Source organism: Streptococcus sp. OMI870, from assembly GCF_047460295.1.
Classification (GTDB): Bacteria; Bacillota; Bacilli; order Lactobacillales; family Streptococcaceae; genus Streptococcus.
The window spans coordinates 246,715-263,530 of record NZ_JASHGM010000001.1 but is presented as its reverse complement, the minus strand read 5'-3'; the positions used below and the strand labels follow the sequence as shown (position 1 = coordinate 263,530).

The 16,816-nt window shown below is 42.4% G+C and carries 12 protein-coding genes, 3 tRNA genes and 3 pseudogenes; 17 read left to right on the top strand and 1 reads right to left on the bottom strand.

Annotated elements, in window-relative coordinates; all coding sequences use genetic code 11:
* Positions 1–31: 31 nt before the first annotated feature.
* The 13 genes and pseudogenes from parE (at position 32) to QM968_RS01225 (ending at position 11,101) form a co-directional block, all read left to right on the top strand.
* Positions 32–1,981 carry a DNA topoisomerase IV subunit B gene (parE, locus tag QM968_RS01285; protein ID WP_414381593.1) on the top strand — a complete coding sequence of 650 codons (1,950 nt, stop codon included), beginning with the start codon at positions 32–34 and terminating at the stop codon, positions 1,979–1,981.
* A 615-nt stretch (positions 1,982–2,596) separates the two neighbouring features.
* A pseudogene (locus QM968_RS01280) lies at positions 2,597–3,157 on the top strand (aminoglycoside 6-adenylyltransferase); the annotation flags it as partial.
* Positions 3,151–3,597: pseudogene (locus tag QM968_RS01275) on the top strand (DUF6261 family protein); the annotation flags it as partial. The pseudogenes QM968_RS01280 and QM968_RS01275, both read left to right, overlap by 7 nt.
* Positions 3,598–3,623: 26 nt before the next feature.
* Positions 3,624–3,998 (top strand): GNAT family N-acetyltransferase, encoded by a 375-nt coding sequence (locus QM968_RS01270; RefSeq protein ID WP_414381591.1) that lies wholly within the window; start codon positions 3,624–3,626, stop codon positions 3,996–3,998.
* A 66-nt stretch (positions 3,999–4,064) separates the two neighbouring features.
* Positions 4,065–4,283, top strand: a pseudogene (locus tag QM968_RS01265) (GNAT family N-acetyltransferase); the annotation flags it as partial.
* A 16-nt stretch (positions 4,284–4,299) separates the two neighbouring features.
* Positions 4,300–5,118 carry an aminoglycoside 6-adenylyltransferase gene (locus tag QM968_RS01260; protein ID WP_414382461.1) on the top strand — a complete coding sequence of 273 codons (819 nt, stop codon included), beginning with the start codon at positions 4,300–4,302 and terminating at the stop codon, positions 5,116–5,118.
* 216 nt (positions 5,119–5,334) lie between these two features.
* Positions 5,335–7,788, top strand: coding sequence for a DNA topoisomerase IV subunit A (gene parC, locus QM968_RS01255; RefSeq protein WP_414381588.1), 2,454 nt, complete (start codon positions 5,335–5,337; stop codon positions 7,786–7,788).
* A gap of 165 nt (positions 7,789–7,953) precedes the next feature.
* Entirely contained in the window at positions 7,954–8,979 is a 1,026-nt protein-coding gene (locus QM968_RS01250; protein ID WP_414382458.1) for a branched-chain amino acid aminotransferase, read from the top strand.
* A 162-nt stretch (positions 8,980–9,141) separates the two neighbouring features.
* Positions 9,142–9,372, top strand: coding sequence for a DUF2969 domain-containing protein (locus QM968_RS01245; RefSeq protein ID WP_009730965.1), 231 nt, complete (start codon positions 9,142–9,144; stop codon positions 9,370–9,372).
* Positions 9,373–9,424: 52 nt separating this feature from the next.
* Positions 9,425–9,505, top strand: a tRNA-Tyr gene (locus QM968_RS01240).
* Positions 9,506–9,514: 9 nt separating this feature from the next.
* A tRNA-Gln gene (locus tag QM968_RS01235) sits at positions 9,515–9,586 on the top strand.
* A 167-nt stretch (positions 9,587–9,753) separates the two neighbouring features.
* Positions 9,754–10,953 (top strand): 30S ribosomal protein S1, encoded by a 1,200-nt coding sequence (gene rpsA, locus QM968_RS01230; RefSeq protein WP_009730966.1) that lies wholly within the window; start codon positions 9,754–9,756, stop codon positions 10,951–10,953.
* A 76-nt stretch (positions 10,954–11,029) separates the two neighbouring features.
* A tRNA-Arg gene (locus QM968_RS01225) sits at positions 11,030–11,101 on the top strand.
* An 89-nt stretch (positions 11,102–11,190) separates the two neighbouring features.
* On the opposite strand, the gene QM968_RS01220 is transcribed toward QM968_RS01225, so the two are convergent.
* The gene (locus tag QM968_RS01220; RefSeq protein WP_414325523.1) at positions 11,191–12,177 is read right to left on the bottom strand and encodes an L-lactate dehydrogenase; all 987 of its coding nucleotides are present in this window, start codon (positions 12,175–12,177) and stop codon (positions 11,191–11,193) included.
* Between the two features lie 198 nt (positions 12,178–12,375).
* Between QM968_RS01220 and gyrA the strand changes: the two genes are divergently transcribed.
* From gyrA to radC, 4 genes are all read left to right on the top strand, one after another.
* Positions 12,376–14,832 (top strand): DNA gyrase subunit A, encoded by a 2,457-nt coding sequence (gene gyrA, locus QM968_RS01215; protein ID WP_414381585.1) that lies wholly within the window; start codon positions 12,376–12,378, stop codon positions 14,830–14,832.
* A gap of 13 nt (positions 14,833–14,845) precedes the next feature.
* Positions 14,846–15,589: a class A sortase gene (locus tag QM968_RS01210; protein ID WP_009730969.1), complete on the top strand. Its 744-nt coding sequence runs from the start codon at positions 14,846–14,848 to the stop codon at positions 15,587–15,589.
* A gap of 181 nt (positions 15,590–15,770) precedes the next feature.
* The gene (locus QM968_RS01205) at positions 15,771–16,049 is read left to right on the top strand and encodes a hypothetical protein (RefSeq protein ID WP_009730970.1); all 279 of its coding nucleotides are present in this window, start codon (positions 15,771–15,773) and stop codon (positions 16,047–16,049) included.
* A gap of 54 nt (positions 16,050–16,103) precedes the next feature.
* Positions 16,104–16,787, top strand: a complete 684-nt coding sequence (gene radC / locus QM968_RS01200; RefSeq protein WP_009730971.1) for a RadC family protein — start codon at positions 16,104–16,106, stop codon at positions 16,785–16,787.
* The last annotated feature ends 29 nt before the right edge of the window (positions 16,788–16,816 follow it).

The following is a 16,816-nucleotide window of genomic DNA, read 5'->3' as shown; positions in this document are numbered from 1 at the left end:
ATAGAAAAGATGAACAAACAGGAGGTTCCTTGTGTCTAAAAAGGAAATCAACATTAATAATTATAATGACGATGCCATTCAGGTACTAGAAGGGTTAGATGCGGTCCGTAAACGTCCAGGGATGTATATTGGATCGACAGACGGAAATGGTCTCCACCATTTGGTCTGGGAAATTGTCGATAATGCCGTCGATGAAGCTCTATCTGGTTTTGGTTCTCAAATTGACGTTACGATTAACAAAGACGGTTCCCTATCTGTAGCGGACCAAGGTCGGGGGATGCCGACAGGGATGCATGCTATGGGGAAACCAACCGTTGAGGTCATCTTTACGATCCTCCACGCTGGAGGGAAGTTTGGTCAAGGGGGTTATAAGACCTCTGGTGGTCTCCACGGAGTGGGATCTTCCGTCGTGAACGCCCTCTCTAGCTGGCTTGAGGTTGAGATTACCCGTGATGGAGCAGTCTACAAGCAACGCTTTGAAGATGGTGGGAAACCAGTTACAACCCTTGAGAAGATTGGGTCGGCACCTAAGTCTAAGACGGGAACTAAGGTTACCTTCATGCCGGATCCAACCATCTTCTCAACGACGGATTTCAAGTTTAATACTATTGCAGAACGAATCAAGGAGTCGGCTTTCTTGCTCAAGGATGTAACGCTGACACTGACAGATCTTCGTAAGGAAGAAGACAACTACGTCGCCTTCCATTACGAGAATGGGGTACAGGATTTCGTTGAGTACTTGAATGAAGATAAGGAAACCTTGACGCCGGTTCTCTACTTTAATGGAGAATCAGAAGGCTTCCAAGTAGAAGTCGCTCTCCAGTACAATGATGGCTATTCTGACAATATCTTGTCCTTTGTCAATAATGTCCGCACCAAGGATGGGGGAACCCACGAAACTGGACTGAAGACAGCCATTACCAAGGCTATGAACGATTATGCAAGAAAGACGGGTCTTCTCAAAGAAAAAGACAAGAACCTAGAAGGATCCGACTACCGGGAAGGTCTTTCAGCTGTTCTTTCAATCTTGGTTCCAGAAGCCCATTTGCAGTTCGAAGGGCAGACCAAGGACAAACTAGGAAGTCCACTGGCACGGCCAGTCGTCGACGGGATTGTCGCTGACAAGTTGACCTTCTTCCTCATGGAAAATGGGGAATTAGCTTCCAATCTGATTCGCAAGGCCATTAAGGCCCGGGATGCGCGTGAAGCGGCTCGGAAGGCGCGAGATGAGAGTCGTAATGGGAAGAAGAACAAGAAAGATAAGGGACTCTTATCTGGTAAATTGACCCCAGCCCAGTCCAAGAATGCTGCCAAGAATGAACTCTATCTAGTCGAAGGAGACTCAGCTGGTGGATCGGCTAAGCAAGGTCGAGACCGCAAGTTCCAGGCCATCCTTCCACTTCGAGGGAAGGTTCTCAATACTGAGAAGGCCAACATGAGCGATATCCTCAAAAATGAGGAAATCAACACCATGATCTATACCATCGGTGCTGGAGTTGGGGCTGACTTTACTCTTGAAGATGCCAACTATGACAAGATTATCATCATGACCGATGCGGATACGGATGGGGCCCACATTCAGACCCTGCTCCTAACTTTCTTTTACCGGTATATGCGCCCCTTGGTTGAAGCAGGACGTGTCTATATCGCCATGCCTCCTCTTTACAAGATGTCTAAAGGCAAAGGGAAGAAAGAAGAAGTGGCTTATGCCTGGACTGATAGTGAATTGGAAGACCTACGTAGGACCTTTGGTCGTGGGGCAACCCTCCAACGTTATAAAGGGTTGGGGGAGATGAATGCGGATCAGCTTTGGGAAACAACTATGAACCCAGAAACCCGCACCTTGATCCGTGTCACCATTGATGATTTAGCTCGTGCAGAACGCCGTGTCTCCGTCCTAATGGGCGATAAGGCAGCTCCACGTCGCCAATGGATCGAAGATAACGTTAAGTTTACCTTGGAAGAAACGACAGCGTTTTAAGGAGTGCGAGTGATGGATAGTTCAGGACATTCGATTATATGGCTTTACTTAGGTTTTATTCTCTTAGTTTCATCGCCCTCAGCTATTTTTGATTTCTTTATGAATCATCGGAAAAAAAGATTACTAGGACTCTATGCACCGATCGTGTTTACTTTGTTCATGATCTTGATGCTTATTTTTAATTTAGAGGGCTCAGAATCCGCTGCTTTAGGGGCGACCTTTATCATGTTTTTATTTGGCTTTCCCTTGATTATAGGAGCCTTAGTCTACACACTGATTCGTTTGTGTTTCGTTTATAGGAAGAACCTGAGGAAGGGACTTTTGATTTTCCTATCCTATATCTTAGGACCCCTATTAATTGGTCTTCTTGGCTTGTGTGTGGTAATGACATTTCAGATTCATCAGTTCGTATTCATAGTTATTATTTTGATGATTCTGGTTTCCTATCTGCCTCCTCTATATCTCTATCATTTTGAGCGAGATCAGTAGGCTACGGGACGCTTCCTTAATAATATCTTGTCGTTGATTGTATAGAAAGTTCAGAAGTGATCAATAGTTTACTGCTCTAACCTGTTAAAAAATATCCAACACCTTTAAGTGATGAAGGAGTAAAAGATGAGAACTGATACAGAAATGATGAATCTGATTTTGCAAATAGGTGAATCCCTGCGAGTGGAAGCAGTAGCCTTATCCGGCTCGCGGGCCGATATCCACTCTCTAAGAGATGAGTTCCAAGATTATGATGTGGTCTATATTGTTGAGAATCTGAACGACTTGTTATCTGATTTATCTTGGCTAGACCAGTTTGGAATGCGTCTGATTGAACAGCACAATGTCCTTGGACACCGTCGTCTGTATCTCATGCTTTTTGAAGATGGGAATCGTATTGATTTAACCCTCTGCCCCAAGGAGTATATCCAAGAGTGGGTGGATAGTGAGGCTGGTTTCAAAGTCTTAAAAGACGACAAAGGTTTGTTTGAAGCCTATCAGCCCAATTCCAATCGCTACTGGACTTATCCGCCTACCGAAGAAGAATTTGCAGCCTCCTGCAATGAATTTTGGTGGGTGTCAGCCTACGTTGTCAAAGGGATTTGTCGCAAGCAAATCATTTATGCAACGGACCATCTCTACGGTATTTGTCAGCAAGAGTTGTTAAAAGTCTTGGCTTGGCAGGTAGCAAGGAAGCTTACGACAAACTCAGCAAATTTTTCAAAAATTATGCTGGGCTAACGAGTATGAGCTACGAGAAAGAGACAGAAGCTGTTAACCATTTGCTCAAGGAGCTAAAAGATACTGACTACCAAATTGCCCTTGCAACCCTGCATTTGACAACTCATGTAGAAACCTAGACAAAGGCGCAGGCTCAGTTTGAGAAAGCCTATAAGGAGCGCTTGACTGAGCAAAAGGGCAAGGCACCTAGTCAAAACAAGGAAGTCCGGGCGAAACTGCAAGAAATCTATGACTTCCTTGTGGATTTTACTGCAATCAACGCTTATGCTTATCCAGATAAAAAGCAGTATTCCGATCTCCGTGACCATCTCAACGCTATCCGTAGTCGCTATAAAAAACGCAAACCGGATATGAAGGTAACGGAAGCAGTGGGGAGTGCTAATTAAGTCTGACAGATTTGGAGGAATAGAAGATGATTATCAGACCTGCAAGCAGAAAAGATTGTCAAGCTATTTATAGCCTTTATCAAAGTGAAAATTGGCTTTCTTTTACAGAGGAAAAAGTGACATCTCTATTTTCAACAAATCTGTCTCATTACTTGGTGCTTGAAGAGGACCAGAAAATCCTTGGCTTTGCCCGTTATCTGACGGATGAAGTGCTGACGACCTTTTTAGCTGAAATAATTATTGATAAATCCCACCGCAGAAAAGGACTGGGACAGCAGCTGATTGAGGAGATCCACAAAAAATATCCTTTGACACGGATTGAATTAATATCTGAAGCAGATGGATTTTATCGGGCAATAAGTTTTAAGCCTGTTGGTACAGGATTTAGAAAATCTGAATGAAAGGAGACAGCCAATGACGCTTGACAACAAACTGGTTCTGACAGATTCGCTTGAACTAGCCAAGAAGGTTATGCGACGGAGGCTGCCCAAGTCTGTCTAGACTTTGCTTTTCAGCAAGCTAGCTTGTAAGAAGTTTACTCTTTTACATCCTTACTCAATCAACTTTCGCAAAAAGTCATGCAAAAACTGAGCATGGAATTTGTCAAAGAATTTGATAATGAAAAAGTTCCAGCAGACAGTCCGCTTTATAGACATGTCCTATACAGATTCAAGAGTTTCCACTAAAAAGGCAGGTATTCCCATGAGAACTGAAACTGAGATGTTTGATTTGATTTTGCAAACCGCAAAAGTGCTACAGGTCGATGCAGTCGCCATGTCCGGCTCGCGGATCAATCCACAGACCCAAGAAGATGAGTTCCAAGATTATGATGTGGTCTATATTGTTGATAATCTAGAAGACCTGATTTCTGATTTATCATGGCTAGACCAGTTTGGAATGCGTCTGATTGAACAGCACAATGTCCTTGGACACCGTCGTCTGTATCTCATGCTTTTTGAAGATGGGAATCGTATTGATTTAACCCTCTGCCCCAAGGAGTATATCCAAGAGTGGGTGGATAGTGAGGCTGGTTTCAAAGTCTTAAAAGACGACAAAGGTTTGTTTGAAGCCTATCAGCCCAATTCCAATCGTTACTGGACTTATCCACCTACCGAAGAAGAATTTGCAGCCTCCTGCAATGAATTTTGGTGGGTATCGGCTTATGTCGTAAAGGCCATTCGAAGAAGTCAACTCATCTATGCGACCGATCATCTCTATGGCATTTGCCAGCAAGAACTCCTCAAGGTCTTGGCTTGGCAGCTAGCAAGCGATAGGGGAACAGTCGATATCGGTAAGAGCTACAAGTACCTCTTTCACTATTTGCCAATTGAGAAGGAGAAGGAGTTCTCAGCTTTGCTAGATCTATCTAGTTTAGAGAAGATCAGTCAATCCTTATTTGCTACCATGAATGTTTTTGATCGGGAAGCTCAAATCCTAGCCCAAAAATCGGGATTTACCTATGATCAGGAAGTGGCTGAGAAGATGATGGTTTATGCTGAGGAAAAACTGTCAAATCATTGATCCAATCAACTATTTTAAACACTTTAAACTACAGAAAGGATCGTTTGGTTACTTGAAGTAACTGAATTCCTTTTTCTAAAAAATCTACTCAACATTCTTTGAAAGGAGTTGAACACGCCCTAAATACTGTGTGAAAAAGATAAATTCTCTTGTGAGCATGGCTCACTGCAAGAATTTCCTATTTTCACTTTGTATTTTACGGGCTTTGTATCCTATATGAGTAATATCCAAAATATGTCCTTAGAGGACATCATGGGAGAGCGCTTTGGTCGCTACTCCAAATACATTATTCAAGAACGGGCTCTTCCTGATATTCGGGATGGCTTGAAACCTGTTCAGCGGCGGATCCTTTATTCTATGAATAAGGATGGCAATACCCATGACAAGGGCTACCGCAAGTCGGCCAAGTCTGTCGGAAATATCATGGGGAATTTTCACCCTCACGGGGATAGTTCGATCTATGATGCCATGGTCCGCATGTCTCAAGACTGGAAGAATCGTGAGATTCTTGTTGAGATGCACGGTAACAATGGCTCTATGGACGGTGATCCACCGGCTGCCATGCGTTATACGGAAGCCCGTCTATCTGAAATTGCTGGTTATCTCCTTCAAGATATCGAAAAGAACACAGTGCCATTTGCCTGGAACTTTGACGATACAGAAAAAGAGCCAACTGTTTTGCCTGCAGCCTTTCCAAACCTTTTAGTCAATGGGGCGACTGGTATTTCTGCTGGTTATGCGACGGATATTCCGCCCCATAACCTTGCTGAAGTCATCGATGCCGTGGTCTACATGATCGACCATCCATCTGCCAAGGTAGACAAGCTCATGGAGTTTCTACCTGGACCTGATTTCCCGACCGGTGCCATTATCCAAGGTCGCGATGAGATCAAGAAAGCCTATGAAACTGGTAAGGGACGGGTGGTTGTCCGCTCTAAAACAGAGATTGAGCAACTCAAAGGCGGTAAGCAACAAATCGTCGTCACTGAGATTCCTTATGAGATCAACAAGGCCGTCTTGGTCAAGAAGATCGACGATGTTCGTGTCAATAACAAGGTGGCCGGTATTGCAGAAGTTCGAGATGAGTCTGACCGGGATGGTCTTCGTATTGCCATTGAGTTGAAGAAAGATGCCAATGCAGATTTGATCTTGAACTACTTGTTCAAGTATACAGATTTGCAGGTCAACTACAACTTCAATATGGTGGCGATTGATAACTACACACCACGTCAAGTGGGGATTTTACCGATTCTGTCTAGCTACATTGCTCACCGTCGAGATATCATTGTCGCTCGCTCTCGCTTTGACAAGGAAAAGGCCGAACGACGCCTCCACATTGTAGAGGGATTGATTCGCGTCATTTCTATCCTTGATGAAGTCATCGCTCTGATCCGTGCTTCTGATAACAAGGCAGATGCTAAGGAAAACCTTAAGATCAGCTACGATTTCACCGAAGAACAAGCAGAAGCCATTGTCACCTTGCAACTGTACCGTTTGACCAATACAGATATTGTCACCTTGGAAGAAGAGCATGCTAACCTCAAGGAGCAAATCGCGACCTTGGCCGCTATCATTGGGGATGAACGGACCATGTTCAATCTCATGAAGAAGGAATTGCGTGAAGTTAAGAAGCTCTTTGGTAATCCGCGTCGCAGTGAGTTGCAAGATACTGCTAAAACGATTGAGATTGATACAGCCAGCCTCATTGTCGAAGAAGAAACCTTCGTGAGTGTGACCCGTGCTGGATATATCAAACGAACCTCTCCTCGTTCTTTCAATGCCTCAACAGTGGAAGAAGTCGGTAAGCGGGACGACGATGAATTGATTTTCCTAGAGCCTGCTAAGACTACCCAGCATCTCTTACTCTTTACCAACTTGGGAAATGCCATTTATCGACCTGTTCATGAATTAGCAGATACCAAGTGGAAGGACATCGGCGAACACCTCAGTCAAACCTTGACCAATTTTGAGCAGGAAGAAGAAATACTTTTTGCAGAGATTGTGGATCAGTTTGAGGGTGTGAGCTACTTTGCAGCTACCCAACAAGGCCAAATCAAGCGCTTTGAACGCAAGGAATTGAGCCCATGGCGGACCTATCGTTCTAAATCAACGAAGTACGCTAAGCTGAAAGACCAAGAGGACCGTATCGTAGCGGTTGCACCAGTTGTCCTCGAGGACATCATGATCATTACCCAAAATGGCTATGGTCTGCGCTTCAATATTGAAGAGGTGCCAGTAGTTGGTGCCAAAGCAGCAGGTGTTAAAGCTATTAACCTCAAAGACGGAGATCAAGTTGCTGCCGCCTTTAAGTCGACGACTCCAAGCATGTACATTCTGACCCAGCGAGGCAGTCTCAAACGGATGTCACAAGATGATATTCCTGTGACCAGCCGTGCCAAACGTGGTCTTCAAGTCTTACGTGAATTGAAGTCTAAACCACACCGTGTCTTCAAGGCAGGTCCAGTCTTTACGGACAAAGGAGATTTCGATCTCTTTACGAGCCAGGAAGAAGTGGGAGAGCAGGATCAAATCCTTCAGATTACCTCCACAACAGGTCAGGTGACAGAGGTTGATCTGACTCAATTAAGTCTTTCAGAAAGAACAAGTAATGGATCCTTCATAAATGACACCATTTCGGATCATGAAGTTTTTTCTGCCACCATCAAATAAAAGAAAGTGTCGGTCTGTTACAAGACTGACTTTCTTTAAAAATAAATTTTCTGAAAATTGAAAATATCACTTGAAATTCTCATGAAATGGTGTACAATAGTCTACATAGATTGAGAAATTGAATGGACCTGAACCAGGTCGAATAGAAAGAATTTAAGGAGTACGATCATGACAGTATCACTTGATTGGGAAAACCTTGGCTTTTCATATATGAAATTACCCTTTCGCTATTTAGCTCATTACCGCAATGGAGCATGGGAAAAAGGCGGATTAACTGAAGATGCGACTTTGCATTTGTCAGAGTCGTCTCCTAGCTTGCATTACGGTCAGCAAGCCTTTGAAGGGTTGAAAGCCTACCGTACAAAAGATGGAAGCATCCAATTGTTCCGTCCAGATGAAAATGCCAAACGTTTGCAACGGACATCCGATCGTTTGCTGATGCCACAAGTTCCAACGGACATGTTTGTCGATGCTTGTAAGGCAGTTGTGAAAGCCAACGAAGATTACGTTCCACCGTATGGTACTGGAGGAACTCTTTACCTCCGTCCGCTATTAATTGGGGTTGGAGATATCATTGGAGTCAAGCCTGCTGATGAGTATATCTTTACCATTTTTGCTATGCCAGTTGGAAACTACTTTAAAGGTGGTTTGGTGCCGACTAATTTTTTGATTCAAGATGAATATGACCGTGCTGCTCCTCATGGTACAGGTGCAGCCAAGGTTGGTGGGAACTATGCGGCTAGCCTTTTACCTGGTAAATTAGCCAAGACTCAGAACTTTTCTGACGTGATTTATTTGGATCCAGCAACTCATACTAAGATTGAAGAAGTCGGATCGGCCAATTTCTTTGGAATCACAGCCAACAATGAATTTGTGACCCCATTGAGTCCTTCTATCCTACCATCGATTACCAAATATTCCTTGCTCTATCTAGCAGAGCACCGTCTTGGTATGACACCGATAGAAGGGGATGTTTATATCAATGAATTAGATCGCTTCGTTGAGGCAGGAGCTTGTGGTACCGCAGCTGTCATCTCCCCAATCGGTGGTGTCCAACACGGAGATGATTTCCATGTCTTCTATTCAGAAACAGAAGTAGGACCTGTCACACGGAAACTTTATGACGAATTGACAGGGATCCAATTCGGAGATGTTGAAGCGCCTGAAGGATGGATTATCAAAGTGGATTAACATTTAGGAACCTGCTACTAAGGTTCTCATTCAAGCTCATAAGGGTTCAAAATACCCTTGTGGGAGTGGGATTACGAAGGAATTTCTTTCTAACCCATTCCCTTTTTTCTTGCGTCATTATAAGAATTTTTGTAAAATAGAAAAAGTGAAAAGAGGTTTGAAATGAGTAAAAAAGATAAAAAAATTGAGATTCAAATCGTGGATAGCAAGGTGACAGTTGGTAAAGATACCTTCGATGGATTTACCTTGTCTATTGGAAAGAAAACGATTGGTGAAATTGCAGATATGGGAGAGCAGTTTGCCATTATCAAGAATGGAAATGTTGATTCCCTTTACAAAAAACTTGAAAAAGCCGTTGAAATTTTAATAGAAAATTATAATTTGAACAAATAAGGGCTTGCAATCATAATAAATCAATGGTATAATAGATCCTGTTGATTTATATGGAGAGATAGCGAAGAGGCTAAACGCGGCGGACTGTAAATCCGCTCCTTCGGGTTCGGGGGTTCGAATCCCTCTCTCTCCATTTCATTCTTGGGGTATAGCCAAGCGGTAAGGCAAGGGACTTTGACTCCCTCATGCGTTGGTTCGAATCCAGCTACCCCAGTTCTAGGTAATATCAGATAAGGTGGTAAAATATCTACTCAGGTATTTTATTTCTTTATATGAAGATGTCGTTGTAGATCATTTTGATTACGTTGCGAGTGCTTGCTTAGGAAAAATAATTATAAGTATGTCAAGTTTAGAAAACTTGATTGTTGGAGGATTTTTTAGATGAATGAATTTGAAGATTTGCTAAACAGTGTTAGCCAAGTTGAACCAGGTGACGTTGTTACTGCTGAAGTATTGACAGTTGACGCTAACCAAGCTAACGTTGCAATCTCTGGAACTGGTGTCGAAGGTGTTTTGACTCTTCGCGAATTGACAAACGATCGTGATGCTGACATCAACGACTTGGTAAAACCAGGTGAAACACTTGAATTGCTTGTTCTTCGTCAAGTAGTTGGTAAAGATACTGATACAGTAACTTACCTTGTATCTAAAAAACGTTTAGAAGCTCGCAAAGCATGGGACAAATTGGTCGGACGTGAAGAAGAAGTTGTTACTGTTAAAGGAACTCGCGCTGTTAAAGGTGGCCTTTCAGTTGAATTTGAAGGACTTCGTGGATTTATTCCAGCTTCAATGCTTGATACTCGTTTTGTACGTAACACTGAACGTTTCGTAGGTCAAGAATTTGATGCAAAAATCAAAGAAGTAGATCCAAAAGAAAACCGCTTTATCCTTTCTCGTCGTGAAGTTGTTGAAGCTGCATCAGCTGCTGCTCGCGCAGAAGTATTCGGTAAATTGAATGTTGGTGATGTTGTAACTGGTAAAGTTGCCCGTATCACTAGCTTCGGTGCTTTCATCGACCTTGGTGGTGTTGATGGATTGGTTCACTTGACTGAATTGTCACATGAACGCAACGTTTCACCTAAATCAGTTGTTACTGTAGGTGAAGAAATCGAAGTGAAAGTTCTTGACTTGAACGAAGAAGAAGGTCGTGTATCACTTTCATTGAAAGCTACAACACCTGGACCATGGGATGGTGTAGAACAAAAATTAGCTGCTGGTGATGTCATCGAAGGTACTGTTAAACGTTTGACTGACTTCGGTGCATTCGTTGAAGTATTGCCAGGTATTGATGGACTTGTTCACATCTCACAAATTTCACACAAACGTGTTGAAAATCCAAAAGATGTTCTTAAAGTTGGACAAGAAGTAACTGTTAAAGTTCTTGAAGTAAATGCTGCTGATGAACGTGTATCACTTTCTATCAAAGCTCTTGAAGAACGTCCAGCTCAAGAAGAAGGCGAAAAACAAGAAAAACGTCAACAACGTCCACGTCGTCCAAAACAAGAAAAACGTGATTTTGATCTTCCAGAAACTCAAACTGGATTCTCAATGGCTGACTTGTTTGGTGATATCGAATTATAATATTTTTAAAGCTTACCTTTTGGTAAGCTTTTTTTACTTGTAATATACTTAAAAATTTGATATACTATAACAGTTGCCACCCTTAGTGTAATGGATATCACGTAAGATTCCGGTTCTTGAGATGGGGGTTCGATTCCCTCAGGGTGGAAAGAAGAAAAGGTTGAGTTTCTCAACCTTTTTTGTTTTTCCAGAGTAAAAAAAGACTCACTATCATTAGAGAGTCTTATCACTGATTGATTAGTTTTTAGATGCTTCTTGGAATTCAGGGTTTTTCCATGCTTCATCAATGATGGCTTGTAATTCTTTTGCAGAAGCGTGCATTTTTTGAAGTTCAGCATCATTCAATGGGATATTTACTGGACGTACGATACCGTGTCCACCTACAACAGCTGGTTGACCGATAAAGACATCGCTGATACCATATTGGCCTTCTTGGAATACTGAAAGTGGAAGCACTGCATTTTCATCATCAAGGATTGCTTTAGTGATACGAGCAAGGGCAACTGCGATACCGTAGTATGTAGCACCTTTTTTGTTGATGATAGTGTAAGCAGCATCACGAACACCTTCGAACAATTCGATCAATTCAGTTTCTTTAACGTTTTGAGTGTCTTTAAGGAATTCTTCAAGGTTTACACCGGCGATGTTAGCGTGTGACCATACGGCGAATTCTGAGTCCCCGTGTTCACCCATGATGTAGGCGTGCACTGAACGAGCATCGACATCCAATTTTTCAGCAAGAGCTTGACGGAAACGAGCTGAGTCAAGTGAAGTACCTGAACCAATAACGCGTTCTTTAGGGAATCCAGAGAATTTCCATGTAGAGTATGTCAAAACGTCAACTGGGTTAGCAGCGACAAGGAAGATACCGTTAAATCCTGATTCAACAACTTGTGTTACGATTGATTTGTTAATGGCAAGGTTTTTACCAACAAGATCAAGACGAGTTTCACCTGGTTTTTGAGGAGCACCTGCAGTAATTACAACAAGATCAGCGTCTGCACAGTCAGCGTACTCAGCCGCATAGATCTTCTTAGGTGAAGTAAAGGCAAGGGCGTGGCTAAGGTCAAGCGCATCTCCAACAGCTTTTTCGTGCAATTGAGGAATTTCAATAATTCCAAGCTCTTGTGCAATTCCTTGGTTGACAAGTGCAAATGCGTAAGATGAACCTACAGCACCGTCACCGACAAGGATAACTTTTTTGTGTTGTTTAGTCAAAGTCATGAGTCTAAACGTCTCCTTCTTATTTTTTTGAGATAGATTCTCATACGATTTCATTCTACCACTTTTGCCAGTCTTTGTCATCTGATATAGTGGCAATCCTTTATGTAAACGTTTTTACTCTTGTGTTCGTTAGAAGAAAAAAAGGCTAAAATGTGTTATAATAGTATGGTGAATTAAGTAAAGAGAGGCATTTTTTGAATGCAGGATAATAATCTAATTGATGTTAATTTAACATCAGAAATGAAGACGAGTTTTATTGATTATGCCATGAGCGTAATCGTGGCTCGTGCGCTCCCTGATGTTCGTGATGGCCTGAAACCCGTTCACCGTCGTATTTTATACGGAATGAATGAATTGGGTGTCACTCCTGACAAACCACATAAAAAATCAGCCCGTATTACAGGGGATGTTATGGGTAAATACCACCCACACGGAGATTCCTCTATTTATGAAGCCATGGTTCGGATGGCGCAATGGTGGAGCTATCGCTATATGCTAGTGGACGGCCATGGGAACTTTGGTTCTATGGACGGAGATGGGGCCGCTGCACAACGGTATACAGAAGCCCGTATGAGCAAGATCGCACTTGAGATGTTGCGGGATATCAATAAGAATACAGTTGATTTTGCAGATAACTATGATTCCAGTGAACGGGAGCCCTTGGTGCTACCAGCACGCTTCCCTAACCTTCTTGTAAATGGCGCTACAGGAATTGCTGTAGGGATGGCTACTAATATTCCTCCTCATAATCTCGGTGAAACGATAGATGCCGTCAAATTGATGATGGATAATCCTGAAGTGACCACTCGTGAACTCATGGAAGTGCTGCCTGGTCCAGATTTTCCAACTGGAGCCTTGGTCATGGGAAGATCAGGTATTCATAAGGCCTATGAAACAGGGAAAGGCTCAATTGTTCTTCGCTCTCGTACGGAAATCGAGGAAACGAAGAGTGGCCGTGAACGCATTGTCGTAACGGAATTTCCATATATGGTCAATAAGACCAAGGTCCATGAACATATCGTGCGCTTGGTGCAAGAAAAACGGATTGAAGGGATTACTGCTGTACGAGATGAATCCAACCGTGAAGGGGTTCGTTTTGTCATCGAGGTACGTCGGGATGCCTCTGCCAACGTTATTTTGAACAATCTTTTCAAGATGACGCAAATGCAGACCAACTTTGGTTTCAATATGTTGGCCATCCAAAATGGTGTTCCAAAAATTCTTTCTCTTCGCCAGATTTTGAGTTCTTATATTGAGCACCAAAAAGAAGTAGTGACTCGTCGGACCATCTTTGATAAAGAGAAGGCGGAAGCTCGTGCGCATATCTTGGAAGGTCTCTTAATCGCTCTTGATCACATCGATGAAGTTATCCGGATTATCCGCAATAGTCAGACTGACGCGGAAGCCCAAGCTGAATTGATGTCTAAATTCAAACTCTCTGAACGCCAAAGCCAGGCTATTTTGGATATGCGTCTTCGTCGTTTGACTGGTTTGGAACGCGACAAGATCCAAAGCGAATACGATGATTTGGTTGCCTTGATTGCTGATTTGACGGATATTTTAGCAAAACCAGAGCGTGTGGCTGCAATCATCAAGGAAGAATTGGAAGAAGTCAAACGCAAGTTTGGTGATCCTCGTCGCACAGAATTGATGGTTGGAGAAGTTCTTTCTCTTGAAGATGAGGACTTGATTGAAGAAACAGACGTCTTGATTACCCTGTCCAACAAAGGGTACATTAAACGCTTGGATCAAGCTGAATTTACTGCTCAAAAACGTGGTGGTCGTGGGGTTCAAGGTACAGGAGTCAAGGATGATGACTTTGTTCGTGAATTAGTTTCTACAAGCACCCATGATCACTTGCTCTTCTTTACTAATAAAGGGCGTGTCTATCGTCTAAAAGGCTATGAGATTCCCGAATATGGTCGAACAGCCAAGGGTCTACCGATTGTTAACCTGTTGAAATTGGACGATGGAGAGTCCATACAAACCATTATCAATGTTGAGCAAGACCGAAGTGATGAAGCCTATCTCTTCTTTACGACTCGACAAGGTTTGGTGAAACGGACCAATGTAGCAGAATTTTCTAATATCCGTCAAAATGGGTTGAAAGCCTTGAACCTACGAGACGAGGATGAATTGATCAACGTCTTCCTTACAGACGGAAATACAGACGTTATTATTGGTACCAAGTATGGTTATTCTGTCCGCTTTAACGAATCTGTTGTACGTAATATGGGACGCTCTGCCACAGGGGTACGTGGGGTTAATCTCCGCGAAGGTGACAAGGTTGTTGGTGCAAGTGTCGTCACCGATCAGGATGAAGTATTGATTATTACCGAAAAAGGTTATGGAAAACGCACCATAGCGAGCGAATACCCAACTAAAGGCCGTGGCGGTAAAGGAATCAAGACAGCCAATATTACAGAGAAAAATGGTGCATTAGCTGGTCTTTTAACTGTTAAAGGAGATGAAGACCTGATGATCATTACTGATACTGGGGTCATGATCCGGACGGGTGTAGCCAACATTTCTCAGACAGGTCGTTCCACTCAGGGAGTGAAAGTGATGCGACTTGATCAGGATGCTAAAATTGTGACCTTTACAACGGTGCAACCTGATGAAAAGGATGAAGAAGTAGTGGAAGAAAACGAATAGATAAGGGGACAGCATGTCACGCAAAAGAAAAAAGAAAAAGAGTTTACGTAATACTCTTATCAATATCGTTGCAACACTCTTGATTATTCTCTCACTTCTCTTGATTTTCAATGCTCCGATCCGAAATATGATCATGGTATGGCATACCAACCAATACCAGGTTAGCAAGGTCGACAAAAAGACCATTGATAAGAATAAAGAAGTGAAGACGAGCTTTGATTTCCAAGATGTTGAGTCGCTCTCAACGGAAGCTGTTATCAATGCCCAATGGCAGGCTCAACAGCTTCCTGTAATCGGGGGGATTTCGATTCCTGAATTGAATATGAACCTTCCAATTTTTAAAGGACTGGAAAATGTCGCGCTCTACTATGGAGCGGGTACCATGAAGGAAACTCAAGTCATGGGACAAGGGAATTACTCTCTCGCTAGTCACCACGTATTTGGCTTAACTGGAGCAAATGCCATGTTGTTTTCACCGTTAGAGAAAGCCAAAGCTGGTATGAAGATCTACATCACAGATAAAGAAAAAATCTATACCTATGTGATTTCCTCTGTGGAGACAGTGACACCAGACCGTGTCGATGTCATTCAAGACCGTGAAGGTGTTAATGAAATTACACTGGTGACCTGTGAGGATGCGGCAGCAACTTATCGTACGATTGTAAAAGGAAATTTGGAAACTTCTGTTGACTACGACAAAGCTCCAAAAGAGATCCTGGATTCATTTAGCAAGTCCTATAATCAAATGCAACTATAAAAAAATAAAGCCCAAGGCAGTAATGCCTGGGCTTTATGTATATGGCTAGAACTTTGTGAAGGAAGAAGCATTCTTGTAAAATTGTAAGAGATTGGTAATATAATGTAAGGAAGTTGTCATAATATAGAGGGAATTACAGTATATAATAGGATTAGAAAGAGTATGATAAGGAGGTAGAGTAGTGACGAAAGAGCGAATTTATCATCTCTTGCATCATTTCTACAATCTCTTAGTAAATGATTTTCCGCGAAACGGATTAATTACGAAAGGCATCTACGAAGTAGAGCAAGTCTACCAAGCACTAGAGGCGATTCCTCAGAGTCAGGAGTACTTGATTCGATGTGAAATTCAACAATTTTTGAAGGAGTTAGAACAAGTTCAAACGGGTTACCAGATTCGTTTCAATAAGGATGAAGTCTTAGTGTTAGACAATTTGAAACAAGAAATCGCTTGTAAATAATGAAAAGTCGTCATTTTCTCATTTTATTACGAATTAATAGGTGAGGAGGAAATTATGTACGACATTTCATTTATTGAACCATCTTTACTTCCCAGAGAACGTTTGATTTCTGAAGGTGTGGAGAAGTTGAGTCATCAGGAATTGCTATCTATTCTCTTACGGACTGGCAATAAACAACAGAGTGTTTACGAGATTGCACAAGGTCTTTTAAGTTCAGTCACTAGTTTAAAGGAATTGGGGCAATTGACTTTGGAAGAACTCCAAGAAATCTCTGGAATTGGTCGTGTTAAGGCCATCGAACTTCAGGCTGTTTTTGAGTTTGGTCGGAGGATTCATAAAGATGAATTAATGAGTTCTGAACAAATCATGAGCAGTCAAAAACTGGCCCATAAAATTCAACAAGAAATCGGCCATAAGAAGCAGGAGCACCTGGTTGCCCTCTATCTGAATACACAGAATGAAATTATTCATCAACAGACCATTTTTATTGGAACGGTAAATCGGAGTATTGCAGAACCACGAGAAATCCTACATTATGCACTGAAACACATGGCAACCTCCATTATCTTAGCGCATAACCATCCGTCTGGTGCTGTATTTCCCAGCAAGAATGATGATGAAGTAACGCATCGCGTTCTAGAGGCCTGTGAGTTGATGGGCTTAACCTTATTGGATCACTTAATTGTATCCGAAGATGACTATTATAGTTATCGAGAAGAGACGGATTATTTAGTTTAAAAAGGGTTGGAACTAGCTGTTCCAACCCT